Consider the following 25,308-nt stretch of genomic DNA (forward strand, 5'->3'; position numbering starts at 1 on the left):
CGCGATATCACTGCAAAATGGGTCACGCTGCCAAACTGGGCACGGATTCGCAACCAATTGGCCATTCGCTTTGACGGACGCTTTCCGGGGTAATGGGGCGAAATACACAATCTACTTGACAGTCCCTCGTGGTTATTAAAACTTCAACCCTGTTCCCTCGTGGATCAATCTTCATCATGCATGCTATTGCTGAGTCCACTATCTTCAACCCTGTTCCCTCGTGGATCAATCACTGCTAAATGGTACAATCGCCAGCAGTTTAGCGCCATTGCTTGGAGGATTACATGCGCTTTTGGCCATTATGGCTTATCGTGATAATCGGCAGCTTGGTGAGTTGTGGATCTACTGCGCCAGCCTTGCCACCAATCGCCGCCAACCAACCAAACCAAATTTTGTTGCTCAACGAGCTAGATGGAATTGGAGCCAACAGCACAATCACCGTGCTAACCCCAGCATTATTGAGCCAGCCCAATACTATTTTAGCAGCAGCGATCGAGCTAGGTGATCAACCAATTGCCTACCAACCAACTCTCGCAATTCCCGCCCAAACCTTCGCAATAACCAATAGCTATGGCGTTTTGCGGGTGAATGGTGTACTCAAAAGTAGCACCGAATTCGAACCAATCACAGTTAAAGTGGTTGAGCCAACCAGCATTAACCTTGGCGAGCTTAACCAAAATTTGTCAGTCTACAACAACCAAGTCTTGCGGCTCAATGGCACGTTGTTGCTTAAAGATCAAGCAGCCTTGCTGGTTGAAGAGGTTGGTAGCGGTGGCGTACCGACCGCTAATGCTGCCCAAATCACGGTTGAACAAATTCCCAGCCAATCGCCGCTTGTGCAACAATTGCCCAACGAACAAGGCAACATCCGCTATGGCCAAATCACGCTAGTTGGCATGTTGCGCGGCAAAAGCTTGCATGTGTTTTGGGTGGAAGCCCAGCCCTAAGCTAGAAATGGACTCGATTTTAGCCCGTTTGCAGGCCAGCAAAACGGGCTTTTTTTAATGCGCTGAATGTGCTACGCTCGATGTTAAAAACTGTGTTCAGGCTGCGAGGCGATGCATGAAAGATTCCAAGTCGATGCCACTGATGCCGACTGCAAGCACACCCCGATCAACCGCTAGTTTCTTGCAGGAACTGGTGAATGAGCCTGTGCCCAGCAGCCCGATTGCTAACCTGCCCCGCCGCACAGCTCCAATGGGCATGTATGAACGTTGGTTGAGCACCTTGGCCTATCTGAGTATTATCGGCTTGGCAATTTTAATTTGGTGGATTGGGGCACAGTTTACTTTGGCATTTTTGGCTGGGCTAGGCTTGAATTTGGCGTTGCTTGGTACGGCTCAATGGTTTATTCCAATCGTCATCACAGCAATCGAAGTGGCCTGTTGGCCACGCCGCGCGATCAATCAACATGTATTGGCGGTATTTGCCTTGGTCGGCGGCTTGGATTTAATTACCAGCGTGATTGGTTGTGTGCGCTGGCTCAGCAACCAGCAATTACCACTCTCAACAACCTGGCTTTGGATTTTGAGCCTCGCGATTGCAGCGTTATGTGCCTTCTGGCCTGAACGGCTTGCACGAGCAGCAGTCGGCGAATTAAGCCGTTTGTGGCGGTAATTGAGGCTATAGGCTTTTGGCTATCGGAAATTTTCGAATTATGGATGAGTGGGCTAGCCTTGAAGGATAGATCGCCATCACGTTCCGAACCACGAAATCCGAGGTTCATCGATGGATGCCTGGTGTCCACTGATTGTCCTTGAGGGGGTGCAGGGGGATTAAAGCCCCCTGCGTTTCCCGCCTTGAGGCGGGACGGAAGGGTGGTGATCACCCATAAGCTTATATCATCAGCCGATGATTAAAAACCACAAATACCCATGCTAGCAAGCGCTGGGTATTTGCGATTTTGTTCGAGACCAGACCAGGAAAACTATCGGAGGCTGCGTTGATTGTTGGCGTGTCGGTTCAGCAATCAACATAAACATAATAGCACAAAAGTTCTATTCTGGCAAGTAGTTAATTCACAACCATGGAGCCAATTTCGGGGTTGCATCTGGATAAAGGTGGTTGGGCTTGGACGCTGAGGCAGTACAAATTGGGGCATTAATTTTGGCAATGGCCTTGGTGGCCTTGATGTTTCGTCAGCGCTTTGGCCGCGATTGGCGCGAATTTCGGCTGTGGCAAGCTCAACAACGGGCGAATCAGCCTGAACCAACCACCATCAGCCAATTTAAACCCTTGGCGACCAGTCTCGATCCACGGACTTTGCCCGAAGCTGGCACAGCATTGCTCAATCCACCCCATGATCTACGAGTTTTAGCCCACGAATTGCGTCAAACCAACAAACGTTTTGTGTTGCCCTTGGGCTGGCGTAGTGTTCAGGGCGTGGTTTCGTTGGTGCATGGCTCGTTGATCGACGATTTTACCCATGTACAAGTCAGCGGGGCAACTGGCTCGGGCAAAGATGGTTGGGTGCGCACCGCGCTGCTCTATCTGTGTCTCACCAATCCTGCTGAGCGCTTGCAATTGGCCTTGGTTGATGGTAAGGCGGGCTTATCGTGGCTAGGTTGGCGCGAAAAAGCCCATGTTGGCTTATTTGCTGAAGCGGAGCATGAACTAGCTCCAGCCTTGACATGGCTGACTGAACAGCGTTTGCAGCGCCAAAAATTGCTCAAGGCCGCTGAATGCGAGCGCTGGGAAGAATATCAAGCTCACGATCTGCCCTTATTAGTTGTGTTTATCAGCGAATTGACCTTGCTCGAACAAGCAATCGGAGCTAAACAGCTTGAGCAATGGCTCAATAGCGAGTTGACCAGTGGCCGCGCCGCTGGCATTCGCTATATTATCGCCACTCAAACATTTAGCAATTTGAGCACCCGTTTTCGTTCGCAAATCAGCTTGGCTGTGGCTGGCTATCAACCGCGTGATGATGCTGATGAGCCAAATACGACGCTTCCAACCAAAGCCTTCCCCAGTAGTGCCTTGCCACCATCGCGTTTGCCCTGCCCACCCGCAGGCGCTGGCGTATTTAGCTGTGTTCAAGGCCGCAATGCCGTCACGGTACGTACCAGCTTTATCGATAAAACTCAGCGCCAACAATTGCTGAGCCTCTTGCCAGACCGCCAACAAGCCCTGCCAATTCTCGAAGTTGCACCAACTAAAGCAGCCAGTTTGCCGATTGCCACCGAACAACCTTTGATTGCCCTCGCCCAAACCCCCAGCCAAAGCTACAATCGCTATGATTTGGCCCAACTTTTGTTGCAATACCTCAATCGCCCCGACCAATTGCTCGATAGCGAGCTTTTTCGCAATGCTTGCAGCATCGAATACAAACGGTTGCGCAGTTATGCTGGTGTGGCACGCTTGTTTTGGGGCAAAGATGCCGCTCCCAACAAAAGCCGCCTGATCAAGCAAGCCCTCGAACGCCAAGCTAACCCCAATGAGCAAGAAATGTTAGCCAATTTGCTTGGCACGGTTGCCTAAACCTCAATTGTGTACTAAAAAGGTTGTTAAATCTTTCACAAAGAGAATTAAATCAACACGCAGTAATCAACGCAAACGCGGTACACTTTCTGCAATGAATTGATAAGCGAACCACGATCAGTTGAGGAATAAACGATGCAAACTCTGCAAGCAGGCACTATCGTACCGAATTTCACCCTTCAAACCGCAATGGGCGAACGATTTAGCCGCAATGATCTCCGTGGCAAAGCCGCCCTTGTCATTGTGTTTTTGCCCGCCTACGATGGCTTGAATCCAACCTATTTGGCTAATCTCAGCACCGCCGTTCAGCGCTGGTCGCATGAACAAAAAGCTGTGGTTATTTCAGCTGAGGCCTTGCCGCCAACCGAAGGCTTAATCGTGCTGCGCGACCCAGAGGCCAAGGTCATTACCCAATTTTTGGGCGAAGGCAAGGGCGGTTGGTTTATCACCGATCGCTATGGCGAGCTGTATGCCCAAGGTCAAGCACTCTCGACTGCCGATTTACCCAAACCCATGAGCCTCAGCGAATGGCTCGAATACGTCAATATGCGCTGTAGTGGCTAGACAAAAGGATGAGGGATGAAGGATAAAGGATGAAATTGATCCACGAAGAACATAAAACATAGGGATGCGCGATTGATTGATTGGGATCGTGGGCGATGGTTTAAGTTATCAGTAACAGAAGTATAATTTGTGAAATCTGTGTAATTCGTGGCTAAAAATATATATTCCTATTGCCAATAGCCATTTATAGAACCGAGATAAATATGGTTTATCCAACCACTTCCAGCGATTAAGGCTGCTCCAGCTTTAATCGCTGGTTTGTTTTAGTTGGGGATCGGGGGCCAGACAGCTTAATTTCAATAGTTTCAAAACTCTGATCCCTGAACCCTAGCCTCTGATCCCTCAATTAATTTTGGGTATTGACACACAGTGTGTCATTTGAGATAATAGCAGTCATGCGGCGCAGGATTGAATCAAAAAAATCAAGCATATAGGAGTGTGTTTATGATCAAGCAAGCGATGGTTCGTGGCATTGCAGGATTGACCTTGATTGGCTTGTTGACAGCGTGTCAATCGGCGGAATCGACCCAACCAAGTGCAACGACGGCTCCAGCAGCGGCTCACACCCAAATGGCGCATGCCAGTAACACTACCGCCAGCCAACCAGCCAACAATCCAGCGCTTGATACAGCGCTTGATCCTAGCCGTGGGCAAGAAATTGGCTATGTTTATGAAGCATTTTTAAGCCCGCACCAAGAGCCAGGCGAAGAAGAAGATGCGCCAGCGTTTACGCCCGATGAGCTACTTTCAAGCGCTCCATCGCAGCCCCGCGCCAATCGCACTTCACGCGGCCACGGTTTCTTGCGAATTACCAAAGATCTCAGCAAGGCCTATGTTGATGTTAAACTCGAAAACGTCAAACCCGAAGATGTGGTGATGTTTCATATTCACTGTGGCAAGCCCGATATCCTTGGCCCAATCTTGATCGACTTCGCCTTCTCGGGCAATATTCAAGAAAATTTGGCTGATGGGACGTTTTCGGTCGAGCTAACCAATACCGATATCGAAAAGGAAAGCGAAGCAGGTTCGGGCTTATTGGGCTTGTTCACGGCTGGGTGTCCGATTGTCCCAGGCTTGCCCGATGAAGTTCAAACAATTTCGGGCATGCAGCATATCGCAGAGCAAAGTGAGCTTTATTTCAATCTGCACACCAAAGGCCAAACCTTCTATGGCGATATTCGTGGCAAATTGCAACCAGTCAAAAATCCTTAAATTGGCCGAAGCTGCGCTCCCTGCTCATATCTGGGCAGGGAGTTGCATTTAACAAATCAACCCCAAATGCGATATGCTACAATGCCTAAGCTAGTTTTGGCGAGAAATAGGGCTGTATGCAGATTGCAATTGATGCTAGTCGTTTGGCGGTTGGGCAGCGCACTGGCACCGAATCATATACAACTGAATTAGTGCGAGCGCTGGCTCAAACTGACCGTACCAACCACTATTGCTTATATGTTAATCAACTCCCCGCAGCGTTGCCCCCGTTAGGCCGCAATTGGCAGATCAAGCCGATTCCTGCGCCACGTTTGTGGACGCACTTGCGACTTGGCCCAACGTGGCAGATCGATCGGCCAGATGTGGCGTTTGTGCCAGCCCATGTCTTGCCAAGTTTGCCGCCGCGCCGTAGCGTTGTGACGATTCACGATTTGGGCTACGAGCACCACCCTGAATCGCACCCCGCCCGTCAACGGCTATATTTGCGCTACTCAACCTTGTGGAGCGCTCGTATGGCCAGCCAAATTATTGCGATCTCCGAAGCCACCAAGCGCGATCTATTGCACTACACCGGCATTGCCGCCGAAAAAATTAGTGTGATCTACCACGGTGTGCACGAGCGGTTTTATCCCCATTCAAGCGAGCAAATTAAAGCAACTGCCGCTAAATATGGCTTGCATGACAAATACCTCTTATTTATCAGCACGATCCAGCCGCGTAAAAATTTAGTGCGCTTGATCGAAGCCTATGCCCAAGCTCGTCAATACTGCCCTGATTTGCCGATGTTGGCCTTGGGCGGCAAAACTGGCTGGCTCACCGAACAAATTACCCGACAAGCTCAACAGTTAGGAATCAGCCAATATGTGGCCTTTTTAGGCTATGTGGCCGATGACGATTTACCAGCGCTGCTCAGTGGTGCGACAATTTATCTGTTGCCATCACTCTACGAAGGCTTTGGCATGACCGTGTTGGAAGCGATGGCTAGCGGTGTTCCAGTCATTACCAGCAATGTAAGCAGCTTGCCTGAAGTTGCTGGCGATGCAGCCTTGTTGGTTGAACCAACCCAAACCGATACAATTGCCGCAGCGATTGTTGAGCTTTGGCAAAACCCACAGCAACGCCACGATTTAGCCCAACGCGGCTTAGCATGGGCCAAACAATGGACATGGCAGCGCTGTGCTGAGCAAACTTTAGCAGTTCTAACAACGGTTGGCCAACATGGCTCATTCTAAAAAACGGTGGGTGGAGGAAGCATGCGCATCGAAGATTTAATTGGCAAGCAACTTGGGCGCTATACGATTAAGCGCATTCTTGGGCGCGGCGGTATGGCCGCAGTATTCGAGGCCGAGGATACCATTTTGAGCCGATTGGTGGCGCTCAAAGTTTTATATGCGCAATATGTTGCCGATGCTAGCCTTGTTGAGCGCTTTCGGCGTGAGGCAATTTTGGCGGCTCGCTTGGAGCATGCGCATATCGTGCCAATTTATGATGTTGGCGAATCCGATGGCGTGGTCTATATCGCCATGAAACTGCTGGCTGGGCAATCATTGCAAGATAGCTTGTTAATTGATAGCACCTTGCCGCCAGAACGCGTTGGCGAAATTGTGCGTCAAGTTGCGAGCGCCTTAGATTATGCCCATGGTCGTGGGGTGGTACATCGCGATATCAAGCCAGGCAACGTGATGCTTGATGCTGATAATCAAGTTGTTTTGACTGATTTTGGGATTGCCAAATCGCTTGATGCCCCAGGCCTTACCACTACTGGCGTGATGGTTGGCACGCCCGATTATATGGCTCCTGAGCAGATCGATAGCAAAATTGGCCCGGTTGATGCGCGGGCTGATATCTATTCGCTGGCGGTGATGGCCTATCGCATGTTGACTGGGGCACGACCCTTCGATGGCTCGACGACTGATATTCTGCTGGCGCATCTTTCGCGTGTGCCCGAAGCGGCTTCATTGCGTAACCCACATGTGCCGCCATCAATTGATGCAGTGCTCAGTGCGGCGCTGGCTAAAAAACCTGCTGATCGGACCAAATCGGCAGGCTTATTTGCCCGAGCTTTAAATGAAGCCATTGGCTCGCCCACTGGGATTGCGGCCACTCCGCCGCCTGGGGCCAAGCAAGCAGTGGTCATTCCGAGTGTTGCCGCTGAACAAATTGTGGCCAAGGCCCAAGGTGCAGGCCAAACAGCTGCAAGCACCCGTCACAAACGCCCATCAACCTGGCCAATTCTATTGTTAATTGGCTTGATTATTACCGGCGTGCTGATGTTTGTCACTGATACCGTTTTGGATAATCGCCAAGAGGCCAAACAGACCCTTGCGACTGAAGCCGCCGAACGGGGTCAATATCAAACCCAGGTTGCCCAAATTGGGGTAACCCAAACCGCTTTAGCCGCCCAAATCAACCAAACACCAACCGCAACTCTGCCTGTCAGCAGCACCGCCACGGTTGAAGCGAGCGCTCCTAGCCCTACAACTGAGGCTGAGCAACCAAGCCAAGCTGCTCAAGCAACCGCTCGGCCCGTTGCAACTCAGGTAGTTCCAGTAGCAGCAAGCCCTACGCTTGCCCCAACCAATAATCCGCCAACCCCAACCGTGGCAACTCCAACGGTTTTGGCAGCCTGTATTGGGCCATTGCAAGGTGGTTTTGGCACACTTTGGCGCACTAATCCCAACATTGCCGAAGCGTTGGGCTGCCCGAGTAGTGGCGAGGCCGCTAGCACCGCCTCAATTCAATATTTCGATGGCGGTATGATGTATTGGGTTGGCAATAGCGACCAAATTTATGTTTACTATAGCGCGGCGGCCAGCGGCTCGTGGCAAAGTTTTACCAACCCTAACGATCCTTCATATGACGAGCCACGCGAAACCGCACCTGCTGGCAAATTGGAGCCAATTCGTGGCTTTGGTACGCTTTGGCATACGATTAGTGATATTCGCTCAGCATTAAGTTGGGCCAATAGCCCCGAATACCCAATTACTGGTGTGGTGCAATATTTCCCCAATGGCATGATGTTGTTCTCGCCAGCCCTCGAAGGTCGTCCAGACCGCATTTGGGTCATGACCAATGACGGCAGTTGGACGCGCTATACCGATCCAAATTAAAGGCAGAAGTCAAAAATCAAAAGAGGATAAAGCCAAAAGGGAGCGCTGCAGATAGAGAATGCTTATTGAAACCACGAAGGACACGAAGAGTACAAATTATCTCTCTACAAACCCATCAATTTCGCTGTCACCTCTCTATCAGTACATAGATGCTCAAAAAGGGAACTATGGTAGTCCATAGTTCCCTTTGAGTAGTAATTTGTTACTAGGTAAGTTACTTATCGTCTTTATTCAATGAATCAAGGGTTATTTGTGTTACTACGCGTATGTTGTAGACTATCATAATAATACCCGAGTCTGGTATAAGTTGATAGTTATTAGAAACAACACACAAGACTATTCCAATAACCGAAACTAAAAAGATGATCAACTTCAAATATGACTTGTCCATAAATAGAAAGCCTCCACATATGTAGATAATTGCTCGACCAACCAATCGGACTTGGAGTAGTCATTCATCCACATATATATTTGGAGGTTGACTATTCCTTTTTTATTCTCACAAAGGCTATTGGCTCTTTGGAGGTTTAAAGTGGGAAAATGGACAGAACGTCATAAAAACTCCTACATGAATATAGCAGTAAGAAATTCACTGCTGCCTAACAGTATACAACATGTTGTGGCTGAATCAATACGTGTATTTTATACTATGCGTTTCAGTATTTGACGAAACTAAGAAATAGCTATACCATGGGATAGTCCCGTTTCGAGGGGTTTAAAACGCAATGTTTGATTCCTTTTTTATTCTCACGATAATAACAAAGGCTTTCAAAAAATAGAAGAGCTTGCCTTCAAGGCAAGCTTGTTCTATTTTAGCTATTCTGATCTATTGATGATCAAAATAATTTTTAGTATTCTATGAACATACAAGAGCCAAGAGCCTATAGCCAAGCGTTCATTTTCGTGCAATTCGTGGCTAAAAATACCTTGATGTTCTAAGCTGCTTAAACAACAACATCCCCATGCTGCCCGTAAACAACATGGGGATTATTGGTTTTAGTGATTAGGCGGTTTTGGCCAATTGACGTAGAACGGTGTGGAGAATCCCACCGTTCTTGTAGTATTCAACTTCAACTGGCGTATCGATCCGCACGACAGCTTGGAAGCTGAGTTCGCTGCCATCAGGGCGTACTGTCCGCACGGTCAATTCTGAGCGAGCTTGTAAATCGGCGTTGATGCCTTCGACTGAGAAGGTTTCGTCGCCTTTCAAGCCAAGGCTAGCCGCCGATTCGCCAGCGCGATATTGCAATGGCAACACGCCCATCCCGACCAAGTTCGAGCGGTGAATCCGTTCGTAGCTTTCGGCAATGACTACTTTTACGCCTAGGAGATAGGTGCCTTTAGCAGCCCAGTCGCGTGAACTACCAGTGCCATATTCCTTGCCAGCCAAAATCACCAACGGCGTGCCGCTAGCTTGATAGGCCATTGAGGCATCGTAAATCGATTGTTGTTCGCCAGTTGGGAAGTAGAGTGTATAGCCGCCTTCAACCCCATTCAACAACAAGTTTTTCAGGCGGATGTTGGCAAATGTGCCACGCATCATCACTTCGTGGTTGCCACGGCGTGCACCATACGAGTTGAAATCTTGTGGCTCAACCCCATTATCAATCAAATACTTGGCGGCTGGGCTATTTTTAGCGATCGAACCTGCTGGCGAGATGTGGTCAGTGGTTACCGAATCGCCCAACAAAGCCAAAACCCGTGCGCCCTTGATATCGCCGATTGGCGCTGGCTCAGGCTGCAAATCTTGGAAGAATGGCGGATGTTGGATATAGGTCGAGTCGTTGTTCCAAGCATAGATATTGCCAGTTGGCGCTTGCACGCGCTTCCAAGCATCGCTGCCAGCAAAGACATTGCCATATTGTTGGGTAAACATTTCAGGCTTGATCGCTTTGCGCACGGTTTCTTGAATTTCACTTTGGCTTGGCCAAATGTCGCGCAAGTAAACTGGATTGCCTTCTTTGTCGTTGCCCAATGGCTCAGTTGCCAGATCAAGATTGATCGTGCCAGCCAAGGCATAGGCTACAACCAATGGTGGTGAGGCCAAATATGCCGCCTTGACCAGTGGATTGATCCGGCCTTCAAAGTTGCGGTTACCGCTCAACACGGCAGCAGCAACCAACTCGCCTTCTTGCACGGCGGCGGCAACTGGCTCGGGCAACGGCCCGCTATTACCGATACAAGTGGTACAGCCATAACCAACAACGTGAAAGCCCAGTGCTTCAAGTGGCTCAATCAATTCGGCTTGTTCAAGATAGCTTGAAACCACCCGTGAGCCAGGAGCCAAACTGGTTTTGACGTAAGGAGCAACAGTCAAGCCTTTTTCGACGGCTTTTTTGGCTAGCAAACCAGCACCCAACATCACCGATGGGTTTGAGGTGTTGGTACAGCTGGTGATCGAGGCAATGACGACAGCGCCATGACCAATTGTGGCCGAATGACCGTTATTTTGCACCGTAGCAGTGTTTTCGGCCTTCTCAGTTGATAAGGCAAAACCACGCTCAGCGATTGGTGCGGTCAACGATTTTTGGAACGAAGCCTTGGTGTTTTGTAATTCGACCCGATCTTGCGGGCGCTTGGGGCCAGCAACGCTTGGCACAATCGTCGAAAGATCTAAATGCACAGTGTCGGTATATTCGGCTTCGGGTGAGTTGGCATCAAGGAACAAGCCTTGAGCTTTGCTGTAAGCTTCGACCAAATCGGCCAATTCATCCGAGCGGCCAGTGCTGCGCAAGAAGTGGATAGTTTCTTGATCGACGGGGAAGAAGCCCATGGTTGCGCCATATTCGGGAGCCATATTGGCAATCGTTGCGCGGTCTGAGAGCGCCATATTGGCCACGCCTGGGCCATAGAATTCGACGAACTTGCCGACCACACCTTTTTTGCGCAGCAATTCGGTGACGGTCAAGGCTAAGTCAGTCGCGGTCGCACCTTCAGGCAATTGGCCAGTTACTTTGAAGCCAATCACTTCAGGCAAGAGCATGTAGATTGGCTGACCAAGCATAACTGCTTCGGCTTCGATCCCGCCAACACCCCAACCAACCACGCCAAGACCATTGATCATGGTGGTGTGTGAGTCGGTGCCAACCAACGAATCAGGCAAGGCTACCAATTCGCCTTCTTCGGTGAACACTTGAACAACTTTTGCCAAGTATTCAAGGTTGACTTGGTGCACAATCCCGGTTTCGGGTGGCACGACGCTGAAGTTATCGAAGGCTTGCTGACCCCATTTCAAAAACTCATAGCGCTCGGCGTTGCGTTCAAATTCGCGTTCGGCATTGAAGAACAAGGCCATTTTTGAGCCGAATTGATCAATTTGCACCGAGTGGTCAATTACTAAATCGACCGGAACTAGTGGGTTAATACGTTGGGGATCGCCACCTTGCTGAGCCATCGCAGCCCGCATTGCAGCCAAGTCAACTACTGCCGGAACGCCCGTGAAGTCTTGCAAAATTACGCGGGCTGGCTTAAACGGAACTTCAATTTTTTCGGGATTGGCGGCATTCCAACGCGCCATATTCTCAACATCTTGTTTGGTTACGGCAAAACCATCGTTGTTGCGTAGCATAGCTTCCAACAACACCTTGATTGAGAACGGCAATTTGGAGACAGTGGCAATCCCAGCTTCTTCGAGTTTGTTGAGCCGATAGTAAACCAACGACCGATCACCGACGGTCAACGTGGCTTTGGCCCCAAAATCATCTTGGCGTTTGTGCGTCATCGCAACCTCTCTAGGCACTAATGGGTCATCCCAAGCATCAGGACATGCTGGGTCTAGAACAATTGCTTGTTTCTAGTTCTAGCTTCTATGGTACTCGCCGCCTGCCGTTCCTGCAACTAGAGAGACCCTTGGCTTAACATAGGCTTTATCTATGCTTAATCGTGTTTGTAATAGAAATTTCTTTGAGCATTGATCTACGAAGGAGACGAAGGGCCGGAACCACGAAGGACACGAAGAGCGCGAAGGGTTCGTATTTATGGATTTGTCCATTTCATCCTTCGTTCACCACCCTTCCGTCCCGCCTCAAGGCGGGAGACGCAGGGGTTTGCATCCCCTGCACCCCTAATATTCATCTTGTGGATTGTTATTGTTGGTTCCAAGAACGACCCTTGGTGTGCTTCGCATCCTTCGCGGTTTCGGGATTGCTGATCTCTGACAGCTGGTCTCTAATCCTTCGCTCACCACCCTTCCGTCCCGCCTCAAGGCGGGAGACGCAGGGGTTTGCATCCCCTGCACCCCTAATATTCATCTTGTGGATTGTTATTGTTGGTTCCAAGACCGACCCTTGGTGTGCTTCGCATCCTTCGCGGTTTCGGGATTGCTGATCTCTGACAACTAGCCCCTTGCCCCTAACTAGAAAGCTAGCAAGGATGTGCTATGATGAAGCTGCGCTGTTTTGTGTGAAGGAAGTACATTCGCCGTTATGTATGCCCACGTTGCCCTGAATGCCTATTTGCCCGATAACCCCGAGGCGATTTTGACCTACGCTGTGCCGCCGCATCTCCGGCCTTTGAGCGTTGGCGCGTTGGTTTGGGTTCCGCTTGGGCCGCGTCGCGTGCAGGGCGTGGTTTTAGAATTTAGCACTCAACGACCTCAAGGCTTTGTGGTGCGCGATATTTTAGAACACGCCGACCCCGAAGCGATCGCCGCGCCAGCTCAATTGGCCTTGGCCCAATGGTTTAGCCAAACTCAGGCCGTGCGGCTGTGGGACGCTGTGCAATTGACCATGCCACCTGGGGTGAAGCAAGAAATTGAGCGCACATGGCGGCCAACCGAGCATGGCCAGAAGATCGAGCTTGGCACACTCGATGAGCGCGAACGGGCAATTTTGTTTCATTTACGGCGGGTTGGCGAGCAAAGCGAACGTCAGCTCCGCGTCGATTTACGTGGCTCGGACGCTGATCTGCGACGTAGTTATACCGAGTTGCATGAACGTGGCTTGATTGCCTTGGGTAGTTTGGTTTCGCGACCTGCGGCTAAACCTAAGCGCGAATGGAGTGCCAAGCCAACCAGCGCCAATCCTGCCGAAGCCTTGGCTGAGTTGAGCAAAGCTCCACGCTTGGCCGCAATTTTTCAGGCAATTTTAGAGCAAGCAGTTGATGGTGAACTGGTGCTGTTGCCCGAGTTGCGTGATGTTGGCGCAACCTTGAACCATTTACGTAGTTTGGCCTTGCGCAATTTGATTCAGCTTGAGCAAATTGAGGTACGCCGCGACCCCCTGCTTGGCCGCATCCCGCCCTTGGAGTTCCCACCCGAACTGACGCTTGAGCAAGAACGCGGTTGGCGGCAGATTGTTGCGGCCCAAGATACAGCAAGTCGAACTGGCAAAGCTAAACCAATCTTGTTGCATGGCGTGACGGGTAGCGGCAAAACCGAGCTGTATTTGCGGGCAATTGGCCGGGCCTTGCGTAATGGCGGACAAGCCTTGGTGCTCGTGCCCGAAATTGCCTTAACAACCCAATTGGTTCGGCGTTTTGCCGCCCGCTTTCCGCAACAATTGGCGGTGCTACACTCCGAACTGAGCGTTGGCGAACGCTATGATGAATGGCGGCGCTTGCGGCGCGGCGATGCCCAAGTAGCAATTGGCTCGCGTTCAGCAATTTGGTCGCCGATGGGCAAATTGCAGTTAATTATTGTTGATGAAGAACACGAACATTCCTTCAAACACGAAGCCACGCCCTACTATCACGCCCGTGATTTGGCAGTGAAATTGGCTGAATTAGCTGGAGCCGTGTTGATTTTGGGCAGCGCCACGCCCTCGCTAGAAACTGCCTACGCTGTGCAGATCAACAAATATGAAGTTTTGGAATTACACGAACGGGTTGGGCGCAAAACGGTGGCGGGAGTCACCAAAGCTGATCCCATTCCCATGCCGCCAGTACAAATTGTGGATATGCGTAGCGAACTCAAGGCTGGAGTGCGTTCGATGTTTAGTCGTCCCTTGCAAAGCGCGATTCAACGTACCCTCGATAAGCGCGAACAAACAATTTTATTTTTGAATCGGCGCGGGATTGCCTCATTTGTGATGTGTCGCGATTGTGGTACGACGATTCAATGCCCACGTTGTGCCGTAGCCTTGGCGGTGCACGCAACCGAGGGCGATCCAGCTGCGCCTGCAACCTTGCGTTGCCACTATTGTGGCCATGTCGATTGGGTTCCGCGCAACTGCCCAAGCTGTTTCAGCACCCGCATTCGCGATTTTGGGGTTGGCACGCAACGAGTGGTCGAAGAAGTCAAATTGCTCTATCCCCAAGCGCGGGTGATGCGTTGGGATCGCGATGTGACTGGGCGCAAAGGCTCACACGAAGCGTTGCTGAATCAATTTACTCAGCACGAAGCCGATATTTTGGTGGGAACCCAAATGGTTGCCAAGGGCTTTGATTTGCCGTTGGTCACCTTGGTTGGGGTAATCACCGCTGATACTGCCTTGAATTTGCCTGATTTTCGTTCAGGCGAGCGCACATTTCAATTGTTGGCTCAAGTGGCGGGGCGGGCAGGGCGGCGGGCGGGCGGTGGTCAGGTGATTATCCAAAGCTATAATCCTGAACATTATGCGATTCAAGCCGCCGCGCAGCACGATTATCGTCAATTTTATCGCGAAGAAATTGCCTTTCGTCGCACCGCCCACTACCCACCATTCAGCCGCTTGATTCGCTTTATGACTCAATCGCCATCGAACAAAACTGTCGAGCGGGTTGTACGCCAATTCGATACCCAATTGCGCGAGGAGCTAGAACGGCGGCGCATCCGCGATTGGGCGATTATTGGGCCATCGCCAGCCTTTTTGCAAAAAGTGCGCGATCTCTATCGTTGGCATATTTTGGTGCGCCTGCCCTACCCCACTGATCTGCTGCACGACTTGAAAATCCCCTCAGGCTGGACGATCGACGTTGATCCAGTTAGTTTGTTGTGATCGGCGAAGGGCACGACGGCTGACACCACGAAGGACGGGAAGAGCACGAAGCCGCTAGGGATCAGCGTTCAGGGATCAGGTTAAAGCACCCTGTTGCAAATTTCTGACTCCTAGCCCCTGACTCCTGACCCCTCACTCTGCGCCTCTGCGTTAAACTTGTTCATGATCGCTTGCCCCTGAACCCTGATCCCTAGCTCTGATCACTCACCAAAACGGCTTTGCGGCGGGTAAACAGCTTGGCAAGTTGCAACACCAGCCCAATCAACAAAGCTAGTACGGCGATCAGCGCATATTCGATTACTGGGATTCGCACAATTTCATCGATTTTGTCCCAGCCACGCCAGGTGTAAATGCCAATCACCAACGCGAGATAGCCGCCACCAAGCAGCCAGCGCCAAGCCTTGCTTAAGCCCAAGCCATGCATTTGGGTGATCACGAAAATGCCGAAAAAGCCAAAGAAGAACATCGGCCAAAAGCCAGTTGGCCCAGCTTGAACGAAGGCCACCATCGTGCCGTGGAACAGCACCATGACCTCTTGGGCTAACATCCACCAGCGATTAACGTGAATGCGGGTGAGAAACAAGCTGCCTTGGAGCAGCAAAAAGAACATATAGATGAACCCAACCAAATGGCCGCTGCTGGTTTCCATCGGGTGATACCAGAAGGTGTAAATCGCTGCCCATGAGAAAACATAGCCATGATATTGCCGTGCAGCTCGGCCAATTTCCTTGCCGATTGGTGCACGCTTGCCCATAAACAAGCCACGGCGGCTATTCTCCATTAACAAAATCCAGACCAGCATCACAATTACTGAGCCTTGCGAACTGAAGATCGACACATCTTGGGCGAGGCCGTCATACCAAAAATGGGTCTGGATGAAATGCAAAATGATGAAGAGGGCATTTGCCCCGAGCGCTACCCAATTGATCGTTTGTAAGCCCTTGGTATATTTTTTGACTCGCGTTTGAGCGTAGTAAATCGCACCCCAAATCGTTAGTTGATGCAGCAAATAACCACCCCAAGCGGTTACTCGTGACCAAAGCGTTGGGTTGGGCAACTGCCAATAATACCAACTTGCGCCTTGATCGGGCAGCTTTTCGATCGCGTGTAAGCGCTGACCAGCCCACCAAATCAGCGCGGTAAAGCCAAAACTGAATAAAATTCCCAGCCAAAGTGCCATTTGGGCTGAACGCGGCTGCGACTGATCAAGCGACGATTGCATACAAAACCCCTTTGATAGAAGGATGAAGGATGAGGGATGAGGGATGAAAAAGAACAGAGAACAGAGAGCATAGCTGTAATGGTTCATTGGGTTGGCAACCAGTGCTCGTTCCCTCACCCCCAGCCCCTCGCCCACGGCGGCGGGCGAGGGGAGCACTGTTGGAGCGGTTCCCCCTCGCCTCGCGGGCGGAAGAGGGGGTCAGGGCATGCTGGCCGTTGTTAACGCGATAAACCATTACACATAGAACAGAGGACAGCTGATGCTCTTCGTGTTCTTTATGGTTTTGTTGGCGTGCTCTGCTTGTCCTGAGTGGTTAGAAATTTCATCCTTCATAATTCATCCTTCATCCCTACGTAAACGCTTGCTATTTGGATTGAACAATGCCATGATAAGCTTGAAATGAATTAGCAACGCAATAGTCGCTTCTTGGTATAATGGGGCGCACCAAGGCCGAGGCACATATGCGAAAATCGTCAACCAATCGGCTACTCCTGTGGGTAGCAATCGCAATCGTTTTGTGGGTGGTAATCCGGCGAACTTCAATCGTCATTGTCGTTCCAGTAAGTGGGTTTGGTTTTCTGGGGTTTCTGGTGGCGAGTGTGATCTTGGTCTGGTGGCTTTTACGAAAAGTGTTTTGAACTCAATGGCAAGGGTGCCATCGACGGCAATGTCGCCGCTTCAAGCATAATAACTTCAATGAGGTTTGATCATGCATCGCATTGCCGTTTTAACCAGTGGTGGCGACTCCCCAGGGATGAATCCCGCAATTCGTGCAGTCACGCGGACTGCGCTCCATGCAGGTTGTGAAGTGTTTGGTGTGTATCGAGGCTATGCTGGCCTGATTCAAAATGATATGCGTCGGCTTGAATATAAAGATGTTGGCGGCATTATCCAACGTGGTGGCACCATGCTACTCACCGCTCGCTCGCCCGAATTTATGACTCCCGCTGGCCGTGAAAAAGCTATGGAAAATTTGCGCTGGCATGGCATCGAAGGCTTGGTGGTGATTGGTGGTGATGGTTCGTTACGTGGGGCCGCTGCCCTGACCGCCGAACATGGCTTACCAACAATCTGCTTACCAGGCACAATCGATAACGATATGTATGGCACTGATATGAGCATTGGTGCTGATACGGCACTCAACACGGTGTTGGAAGCAATCGATAAAATTAAAGATACTGCTTCATCGCACCAACGCGCTTTTATCATCGAAACCATGGGTCGCCATTCCGGTTATTTGGCCTTGATGGGCGGCTTGGCGGGCGGTGCTGAGGCAATTCTGATTCCCGAAATTCCCGATACCACGATTGAAGATGTGGTTGAAGTGATCAAGCGTTCGTTTCGCAAGGGTAAAACCAACTGCGTGATTGTGGCTGCCGAAGGGGCGCACTTGAACGCTCAAACCATCCAAGACCAAATTAACCAAATCGATGCTGAGGAAAGTGGCTTTAGCTTTAGCTTTCGCACACGGGCCACAATTTTGGGCCATATTCAGCGCGGCGGTTCGCCCTCGGCTTTTGATCGCACGTTGGCGACGCGGCTTGGTTCGGGCGCGGTCGAGTTTTTGCTATCAGGCAAGAATGGTGGGTTGGTTGGCATGCAATCCCGTAAATTAACCGTCACGCCCTATGATGAAGTGCTGGCGAATCCCAAAGTGCTTGATGCCAAACTCTACGAACTTTCCAAAATTCTTGATCGCTACTAAAGAACAAAGAGCATAGAACATAGAACAGAGCGATCATAAGGACTTAATTGATCCGACGAGCGAAAAGAGCATAGCTGAATTTGTTCTATGCTCTTTGTTCTATGTTCTTATGCACAAAGGTACTGGCTATGCAACGCCCAACCTTTATTCCGCCAAGCCCGACTGAGCCACCAACTATGCGTGGCCCACGGGTTACCACAGCCGCACCAATGCCCCGTGCGCCGCTGCCGATTACCCGACCGCTGACTCCTAACGAATTTAACACCGCCTTGGTGCACTTGTATCGTGGCGAATTGACCCGTGCCAACACCTGGCGGGTGCGGCTCGATGGCACAACCAACTGGGCGGTGCTAACGACTGGGGCGACGCTTTCGTTTGCCTTCAGCAGCCCTAGCAACACCCCCGTGATGATTCTGCTCAATTCGTTGTTGATTATGTTTTTCTTGTTTATCGAGGCACGGCGCTATCGTTTTTACGATTTATGGCGGACGCGGGTGAGAGTAATGGAAACCGAATTTTTCGCCGATATGCTTGCACCCGAGCCAGATAGCGATCAGAGCGGGCCACATTGGCGCGAACTGTTGGCGCAAGATTTAATGGAGCCGCACTTTAATATTAGCCTGCTCGAAGCCATGAGTCGGCGTTTGCGGCGCAATTATGTCTGGATTTTTGCGCTGCTGGCTTTGAGTTGGGTCACCAAAGTCGGCATTCATCCCACAATTGCCCAATCGTTTGGTGAGGTGTATGATCGGGCGGCGGTAGGCCCGTTGCCAAGTTGGTTTATGCTCTTGTTTGGAGCTGCCTTCAATGGCGGCTTAGTCTGGCTCGGCTGGCTAGGCGAGCAATCTCAAGAATCAAGTGGCGAAATTCTGAGCCGTAACGAGGCCCGCGATAAAATGGGCAGCGGTACGCCTAACGAATAAACGCCCAATCAGTGGAGTTCTACATGTCACGGATTGTGATCAAAAACGGCTGTATCATCGATCCAGCCCGCAAAACTGCGACCGTCGGGGATTTGGTGCTGGAAAATAATCGGGTACGCGAGGTCATCGAGTTGGCCATGGCTCCCGATTCTTATGGCGATGATGTTGAGTTTATCGATGCTTCGGGCTGTTTTGTGACCCCTGGCTTCATTGATATTCACACCCACTTGCGCGAACCAGGCTTTGAAGGCAAGGAAACAATTGCCACAGGCATGGATGCGGCAGTGCGCGGTGGCTATACCACGATTTGCCCAATGCCCAACACCAATCCTTCGCTCGATTCGGCTCCGCTGATTCGCCAACAATTTGATATTGCTGCCCGCCATGGGCCAATTCATGTGCTGCCAATTGGCGCAGTCACGCTTGGGCGTGAGGGCAAGGTGCTGGCTCCCTTGGTCGAATTGGCCGAGGCTGGCGCACATGGCTTTAGCGATGATGGCTCGCCCGTTTGGGATGCCCACATCATGCGTCAAGCCTTGCTGTATAGCAAAATGACTGGTCGCCCGGTGATGAACCACTGTGAAGATTTGAGCATTGTGCGCGGCGCTCCGATGAACGAAGGGGCTGTTGCCACTCGTTTGGGTTTGAGTGGTTGGCCTGCTGCTGGCGAAGAGGTGATGATCGCCCGTGATATTGCTTTGGCCGAGGAAACTGGCGGGCGCTTGCATATCTGTCATGTCAGCACTGCTGGCGGCGTAGAATTGATTCGGGCCGCCAAGGCTCGCGGGGTGCGCGTGACCGGCGAAGTTACGCCGCACCACTTGACCATGACTGATCGCTGGGTGCTGGGCAGTATGGAGCCGTGGGATGGCAAAGGCCCATACGATCCTTCACAATTAGCGCCTTACGACACCCGTACTCGCGTTAGCCCACCCTTGCGCACCAGCGAAGATGTGGCAGCGCTGATCGCGGGCCTGCGTGATGGCACGATCGACGCAGTAGCTACCGATCATGCCCCGCATACCCATGTCGATAAAGAATGTGAATATGGCTTTGCTGCTCCAGGCTTCACTGGCTTGGAACTAGCCTTGCCCATGGTGTTGACCTTAGTCCAGACGATGCAGATCGATATTGTGGAACTAATTTCGCGGATGACAATTGGTCCAGCGGCAATTATCGATGTGCTGCCAATTTCGTTGGGGCCAAACGACCCCGCCACCTTGACGATTTTTGATCCAGCTGCAATTTGGAAGGTAACTCCAGAAGCCTTGGCCTCGAAAGGCAAAAACAGCCCATTGATGGGCCAAGAGATGCGTGGCCAAGTGATGTTGACCATGATGGAAGGCCAAATCGTCTATCGCCGTGAGCAGTTTGGTGAATCCAGTCGCCGCGAGCATGGCGGAGCCGTTGGCAAATTGAGCGGCGTATTCGATGAAGAAGAGTAGTTTCGAAGGGCTAGCGGTCAGGGACTAGAGGCCAGTCAATTTGAGACCACGAAGGGTGCGAGATGAGTAGGCTATCGGCTATAGACTTTTGGCTATCGAAATTTAAACTATCACATCGATAGCCGAGAGCCTTCAGCCAACACAGCCTCAACCTTCGTGTCCTTCGTGGATCACAAACTCAGCAACCTACACAATTCGTTGAAACCAGCGTAACCAGTTTTGGCCGAGCACATTGGCAATATCGTTTTCGGGCCAGCCCCGCTCGGTCAAGGCTTTGCCAATTTTGGGTAAGTCGCTCCAACGATCAATTTCAGCCGGAATCATCTCAACCCCAAAGCCACCATCGAGGTCGGAGCCAAGCGCCACATGCTGGGTATTGCCTGCAAGCTGACAGATATGCTCAATTTGCGCCACCACATGCTCCAACGTCACATGATTTTTGCTGCCATCCCAATCGGCACGCAGCATGCGGTTGTAGAGCGCAATCCCAATCACCCCATCACGCTCAATAATCGCTTTGATCATCGCATCACTTAAATAGCGATCTTGGTGGTTGGCTCCAGCCAATAAGCTGCGACAATTGGAATGTGAGGCCGAAATTGGCCCTTGAAAGTGTTCAAGCGCTTGCCAAAAACTCTCTTCGGCCAAATGACTAGCATCGAGTGCCACGCCTAGTTTTTGCATCAATTCCAATAATTCCAAGCCCAATGTAGTTAATGGGCCAGGTGCACCAGTGCCACCAGCATAGCGAGTTGCCTGCCAAGCTGGGCCAAGCCAACGCAAGCCCGCCGCATACCACTCGATTAGCTCATCAGGCGTGCGCAGGCCATCGGCTCCTTCCATCAACAAGAGCAACCCTGGCACTGATTGGTTACGAGCTTGAATCGCTTGGAGTGCTGGTTGATTGTCGATAAGGTGCAAAAAGCCAGTAGCACATTGTTGCTTATACCAATTCAGTTGCTCCCATGCTTGGTCGTGGGCTTCATCGGGCGTAGCATAGGCCACGCCATCAAGCGTAGTTTGGGCTTCTGCTGGCAAAATAAAAATTGTGCCACACACAATACTTGGTGTGTGTAAGCCAATTTCGGGCAAGGTGGTGGTCAATGTGCCAGCCTCAGCAATCCATTCAGCGGTTTGTTCAGTTGACCGTTGGCGGCCATGATCGACGGTTTGGGTCAAATCGCGGCCCAAGTTAATTGCGTTATAGGCCAAATCGAGGTGTGCATCAACGAGAATCATGAAGCCTCATTCTAACGAGCGTAGGCCCGTTTCGATTTCATTGCGATGCAGCCGAATATGCAATGAAATCAGATTTAATAGTTGCTCAAGGGTCATCTGTTGCTTTTTAACAAATTCGACGGGTAATGCTAAATCGGCTGGTTGCAAGGTGGCAATGTATTCAGCCAATTGCACCCCAGTTTTATCCCAATGCTGGCGAATTTCGCCAAAGCTCTTGCCTTCCCAAGCAGCAACTTGCTCAATATTCATGCGATCAACATCAAAATCGGGGGCGAAAATTGGGCTGGTATCGCCAGTTTGGGCTTGCTGATGTTGTTTTTGTACCAAGCGTAAAATTTGGCGCGAGGTTAGGGCAATATGGGCCACAATTTGCCAAGCGTTCCAGCCATCATCACGAATTGGCTGATACAAATTAGCTTCGGTTTGCTCAGCAACAATCTTCCAAACCCGTTCAGTTTCTTTGGCGTAATATTCAGCGGCCTTACTCGTCATTGAGCTATCTCCTATACACAGATTGATCTATCATAGCATATTCTGTTTTGCAGGAGCAGTTGATGAGCACTGAACGACTTTATTGGCACGATGCCTATTTGCGCGAATGGTCAGCCCAGATTGTGGCCCGCGATCAGCAACGGGTTGCACTTGATCGCAGCGCTTTTTATCCCGAAGGTGGTGGCCAGCCCGCCGATCATGGCTGGATCAATGGGGTGGCCGTGGTCGATGTGCAGGCTGATGATCAGGATTTGGTGTGGCATACCCTCGCTGCACCAATTGATGCTGAGAGCGTGGAATGTCGCTTGGATTGGCAACGACGCTTCGATCATATGCAGCAACATCATGGCCAACATTTGCTTTCGGCGGCGTTTGATCAGCTATTCAATTGGCGCACGGTTGGTTTCCATCTCAGCGGCGAATATGTCACAATTGATTTGGCGACCTGTGAAGCTAGCCCTGAGCAACTGGCCGAGGCCGAAACCCTAGCCAACCAAATAATTTGGCAAAATTTGCCGATTGTGGTGCGATTTGTAAGCGCTGAGGAGCTTGCCTCGATTGCTTTGCGCAAAGCTCCCAGCGTGACAGGTGCAATTCGCGTGGTTTCGGCAGGCGATTTTGATCATTCAGCCTGTGGCGGAACTCATCCCAACGCAACTGGTGCAGTTGGTCAGATTCATATTCGGCGCAGCGAAAAGCGTGGCGATAGTTTGCGAATTGAATTTGTATGTGGTGGCCGAGCATTGCAGGATTTGCGCTGGAAGAATGCCACGCTAGGCCGAATTGCCGCAGGGTTTAGTGTGGCTCAGCAGCAAACCGAGCAAGCAGTACAGCGTTTACGCGACCAAGAACAACAAGTACGCAAACAATTTCAGCAGGCCGAGCTGCAATTATTGGAGTTCGAGGCCAAAGGGTTGGTGGAGCAGGCTCAGCCTATTGGTCAATTAAAAGTTGTAGCCCATGTTTGGCAGCGCGAACCGCAGATCGTGCGCCAATTGGCCAATTTGGTAGCTCAGGCAGGCGGGGTAGCCTTGTTTGGCGTGGCGGCCAGCAAACCCCAATTAATCTTTGCCGGCCAAGGCTTGGATTGTGGAGCGCTCTTGCGGCAGGTGGTGGCAGCAGTTGGTGGCAAGGGTGGTGGTAGCGCCCAACAAGCCCAAGGTGGCATTGCTGAGGTCAACGATTTAGCTGCGGCCTTGGAGTTGGCGCTTAGCAATTTGCAATCATACTAGTGCGGTTTGGCCCATGAGCCATAAATAGGCCTCATTTAATGTATAGTCGCGGGCTGGTTGCAGCGGATAATTGGTTAGCTTTGGGCCAATCACCCGATACCAATAGCGTCCAGCCTGATAGCGACTTGCAGCAACGGTAAATTGTGGCTCATGCAATGGCTGCTCCGTTTCTAATTCCCAAATTTGCTGGCTGGTTGCAACCATATTGAGTAGGTGCGTAATTGGGCCATAATAGCGAACTTGCTGTTGTAAAATCAACACCTGTTGGCAGGTTTGCATCACATCTTCAACAATATGGGTTGCAATCAGCACAATCCGATCACGACCAAGTTGCTGCAAGAGTTGGCGAAAGCGCATGCGTTCACTTGGATCAAGCCCGACGGTCGGCTCATCGATAATCAACAGCCGTGGATTATGTATCAGCGCTTGGGCAATCGCCAGCCGCCGTCGCATACCACCTGAAAGCTCGCGGATCTTTTTATTCGCATGTTCGGTTAAACCAACCTGCTCGAAGGCTTGCTCGACTGCCTGTTGGCGCAATGATTTGGGGGTTATCCCTCGCACATGAGCTAGGTATTCTAAGGTTTTGTAGGCGCTGAGCCATTGATCAAATTGTGGATGTTGGGGAATATAGCCAAGTTGGCGGCGTAGTTCAAGTTTTTGGCCTTGCTTGCATGGGTCTAATCCAAATACCCGAATTTGGCCCTCGGATGGCTGGAAAATACCACACAGCAGCCGAATTAAGCTGGTTTTGCCTGCACCATTTGGCCCCAGCAGTCCAATCATGCCCGCTTCGATAGTCAGATTGAGATCGCGTAACGCCCAAAGTTTGCCATAGCGTTTGCTGACATGGGCCAGTTCAATTGCCGCCATGGCTACGCTCCTGCAAGGCTAGTTCGGGGTTGAGCACCCACGCAAAAGCTTCGTTTAGCCCAATGCTAGTTGCTGGAGTTGCTTGTACATGCGCTGGTGGTGGGCCAACAATTCGCGATAACATAGCCTCGGCCTGCGGCATACTACTGATGATTCGTCGATGATCGATCGCTAGTGGCGCGGTATGTTGGCAATCCCACACTGCTCCGGCAGCGATGGTCTCTGCAATTAATGCTTGGATGTTGCCATGATAGCGTGTCGTTTGTTGCAAGATAATCACATCATTGCAGGTTTGCTCAATATCTTCGACAATATGGGTTGAAAAAAGAATCAAGCGTTCAGCTGCAATTTGGGTGATCAAATGGCGAAACCGCAGGCGTTCCTCAGGATCTAAGCCCGCCGTTGGCTCATCAAGAATCAGCATAGTGGGATCATTCAGCATTGCTTGGGCGATTGCCAAGCGTTGCAGCATGCCACCTGAGAGGGTGCGAATTTTAGCATTGCGCTTTTCGGTTAGACCAACCAGACTCAAACATTCCTCGGTTCGGGCGAGGCATGCAGCTTTGTTGCCAAGGTCGCGCAATTGGGCGAGATGCAGCAAAAACGACTTAACGGTCCATTGAACAAAAAATTGCGGATGCTGTGGCACATAGCCAAGTTGCCGTCGGGCCGCTAATAATCCGCGATCAGTGGCGATATCATGGCCAGCAATGCTAATGTTACCAGTGTCGGGTCGTAGAAAGCCGGTGATCATTTGCAGCAAACTGGTTTTGCCTGCGCCATTTGGCCCAAGCAAGCCCACTACGCCCGACATCAAATCCAAATCAATATTGCTGACGGCTGGCGTTTTGCGATAGGCTTTTGAAACATTGGTTAATCTGAGCAGTGACATATCCA

General features: G+C 51.0%; 18 protein-coding genes. 12 read left to right on the plus strand and 6 right to left on the minus strand.

Translation table 11 applies throughout. The features are described from left to right. Positions 1 to 284 precede the first annotated feature (284 nt). The 7 genes from ABEB26_RS20680 (at position 285) to ABEB26_RS20710 (ending at position 8,366) form a co-directional block, all read left to right on the plus strand. Positions 285 to 947 (plus strand): hypothetical protein, encoded by a 663-nt coding sequence (locus ABEB26_RS20680; protein WP_345723967.1) that lies wholly within the window; start codon positions 285 to 287, stop codon positions 945 to 947. A gap of 115 nt (positions 948 to 1,062) precedes the next feature. Beyond that, entirely contained in the window at positions 1,063 to 1,617 is a 555-nt protein-coding gene (locus tag ABEB26_RS20685) for a hypothetical protein (protein WP_345723968.1), read from the plus strand. Between the two features lie 453 nt (positions 1,618 to 2,070). Beyond that, positions 2,071 to 3,480, plus strand: a complete 1,410-nt coding sequence (locus ABEB26_RS20690; RefSeq protein WP_345723969.1) for an FtsK/SpoIIIE domain-containing protein — start codon at positions 2,071 to 2,073, stop codon at positions 3,478 to 3,480. 135 nt (positions 3,481 to 3,615) lie between these two features. Next, complete coding sequence (locus ABEB26_RS20695; protein ID WP_345723970.1) at positions 3,616 to 4,044, plus strand: thioredoxin domain-containing protein; 429 nt, start codon at positions 3,616 to 3,618, stop codon at positions 4,042 to 4,044. A gap of 444 nt (positions 4,045 to 4,488) precedes the next feature. Next, positions 4,489 to 5,256, plus strand: a complete 768-nt coding sequence (locus tag ABEB26_RS20700) for a CHRD domain-containing protein (RefSeq protein WP_345723971.1) — start codon at positions 4,489 to 4,491, stop codon at positions 5,254 to 5,256. A 116-nt stretch (positions 5,257 to 5,372) separates the two neighbouring features. Continuing rightward, complete coding sequence (locus tag ABEB26_RS20705; protein ID WP_345723972.1) at positions 5,373 to 6,488, plus strand: glycosyltransferase family 4 protein; 1,116 nt, start codon at positions 5,373 to 5,375, stop codon at positions 6,486 to 6,488. A 21-nt stretch (positions 6,489 to 6,509) separates the two neighbouring features. Then, positions 6,510 to 8,366, plus strand: coding sequence for a serine/threonine-protein kinase (locus ABEB26_RS20710; protein WP_345723973.1), 1,857 nt, complete (start codon positions 6,510 to 6,512; stop codon positions 8,364 to 8,366). Positions 8,367 to 9,369: 1,003 nt separating this feature from the next. Here ABEB26_RS20710 and acnA read toward each other — a convergent pair. Beyond that, a complete protein-coding gene (acnA, locus tag ABEB26_RS20715; RefSeq protein WP_345723974.1) occupies positions 9,370 to 12,087 on the minus strand; it encodes an aconitate hydratase AcnA in 2,718 nt (905 codons plus the stop codon). Positions 12,088 to 12,790: 703 nt separating this feature from the next. Between acnA and priA the strand changes: the two genes are divergently transcribed. Then, positions 12,791 to 15,280 (plus strand): replication restart helicase PriA, encoded by a 2,490-nt coding sequence (priA, locus tag ABEB26_RS20720; protein ID WP_345723975.1) that lies wholly within the window; start codon positions 12,791 to 12,793, stop codon positions 15,278 to 15,280. 190 nt (positions 15,281 to 15,470) lie between these two features. On the opposite strand, the gene ABEB26_RS20725 is transcribed toward priA, so the two are convergent. Then, positions 15,471 to 16,502, minus strand: a complete 1,032-nt coding sequence (locus ABEB26_RS20725; RefSeq protein ID WP_345723976.1) for a hypothetical protein — start codon at positions 16,500 to 16,502, stop codon at positions 15,471 to 15,473. A 709-nt stretch (positions 16,503 to 17,211) separates the two neighbouring features. Here ABEB26_RS20725 and pfkA point away from each other — a divergent pair. The 3 genes from pfkA (at position 17,212) to ABEB26_RS20740 (ending at position 20,575) form a co-directional block, all read left to right on the plus strand. Continuing rightward, entirely contained in the window at positions 17,212 to 18,207 is a 996-nt protein-coding gene (gene pfkA / locus ABEB26_RS20730) for a 6-phosphofructokinase (protein ID WP_012191626.1), read from the plus strand. 128 nt (positions 18,208 to 18,335) lie between these two features. Then, positions 18,336 to 19,130 carry a DUF2270 domain-containing protein gene (locus tag ABEB26_RS20735; protein WP_345723977.1) on the plus strand — a complete coding sequence of 265 codons (795 nt, stop codon included), beginning with the start codon at positions 18,336 to 18,338 and terminating at the stop codon, positions 19,128 to 19,130. Between the two features lie 23 nt (positions 19,131 to 19,153). Further along, on the plus strand, positions 19,154 to 20,575 hold the full coding sequence (locus ABEB26_RS20740) for a dihydroorotase (RefSeq protein WP_345723978.1): 1,422 nt from the start codon (positions 19,154 to 19,156) through the stop codon (positions 20,573 to 20,575). Between the two features lie 186 nt (positions 20,576 to 20,761). Here the strand turns inward: ABEB26_RS20740 and ABEB26_RS20745 are convergent, their stop codons facing one another. Together ABEB26_RS20745 and ABEB26_RS20750 are read right to left on the minus strand one after the other, a co-directional pair. Beyond that, positions 20,762 to 21,814 (minus strand): dipeptidase, encoded by a 1,053-nt coding sequence (locus ABEB26_RS20745; RefSeq protein ID WP_345723979.1) that lies wholly within the window; start codon positions 21,812 to 21,814, stop codon positions 20,762 to 20,764. A 6-nt stretch (positions 21,815 to 21,820) separates the two neighbouring features. Next, positions 21,821 to 22,306 carry a DinB family protein gene (locus ABEB26_RS20750; protein WP_345723980.1) on the minus strand — a complete coding sequence of 162 codons (486 nt, stop codon included), beginning with the start codon at positions 22,304 to 22,306 and terminating at the stop codon, positions 21,821 to 21,823. A gap of 62 nt (positions 22,307 to 22,368) precedes the next feature. Here ABEB26_RS20750 and ABEB26_RS20755 point away from each other — a divergent pair, with 62 nt between their 5' ends. Continuing rightward, positions 22,369 to 23,538: an alanyl-tRNA editing protein gene (locus tag ABEB26_RS20755; protein WP_345723981.1), complete on the plus strand. Its 1,170-nt coding sequence runs from the start codon at positions 22,369 to 22,371 to the stop codon at positions 23,536 to 23,538. On the opposite strand, the gene ABEB26_RS20760 is transcribed toward ABEB26_RS20755, so the two are convergent. Together ABEB26_RS20760 and ABEB26_RS20765 are read right to left on the minus strand one after the other, a co-directional pair. Further along, positions 23,530 to 24,411, minus strand: a complete 882-nt coding sequence (locus ABEB26_RS20760) for an ATP-binding cassette domain-containing protein (RefSeq protein WP_345723982.1) — start codon at positions 24,409 to 24,411, stop codon at positions 23,530 to 23,532. The two genes, ABEB26_RS20755 and ABEB26_RS20760, sit on opposite strands and share 9 nt — an antisense overlap. Beyond that, positions 24,398 to 25,303, minus strand: coding sequence for an ABC transporter ATP-binding protein (locus ABEB26_RS20765; protein ID WP_345723983.1), 906 nt, complete (start codon positions 25,301 to 25,303; stop codon positions 24,398 to 24,400). Before ABEB26_RS20765 ends, ABEB26_RS20760 begins: the two co-directional genes overlap by 14 nt. Between the last annotated feature and the right edge of the window lie 5 nt (positions 25,304 to 25,308).

The sequence above is a fragment of the Herpetosiphon gulosus genome (genome assembly GCF_039545135.1).
Classification (GTDB): Bacteria; Chloroflexota; Chloroflexia; order Chloroflexales; family Herpetosiphonaceae; genus Herpetosiphon; species Herpetosiphon gulosus.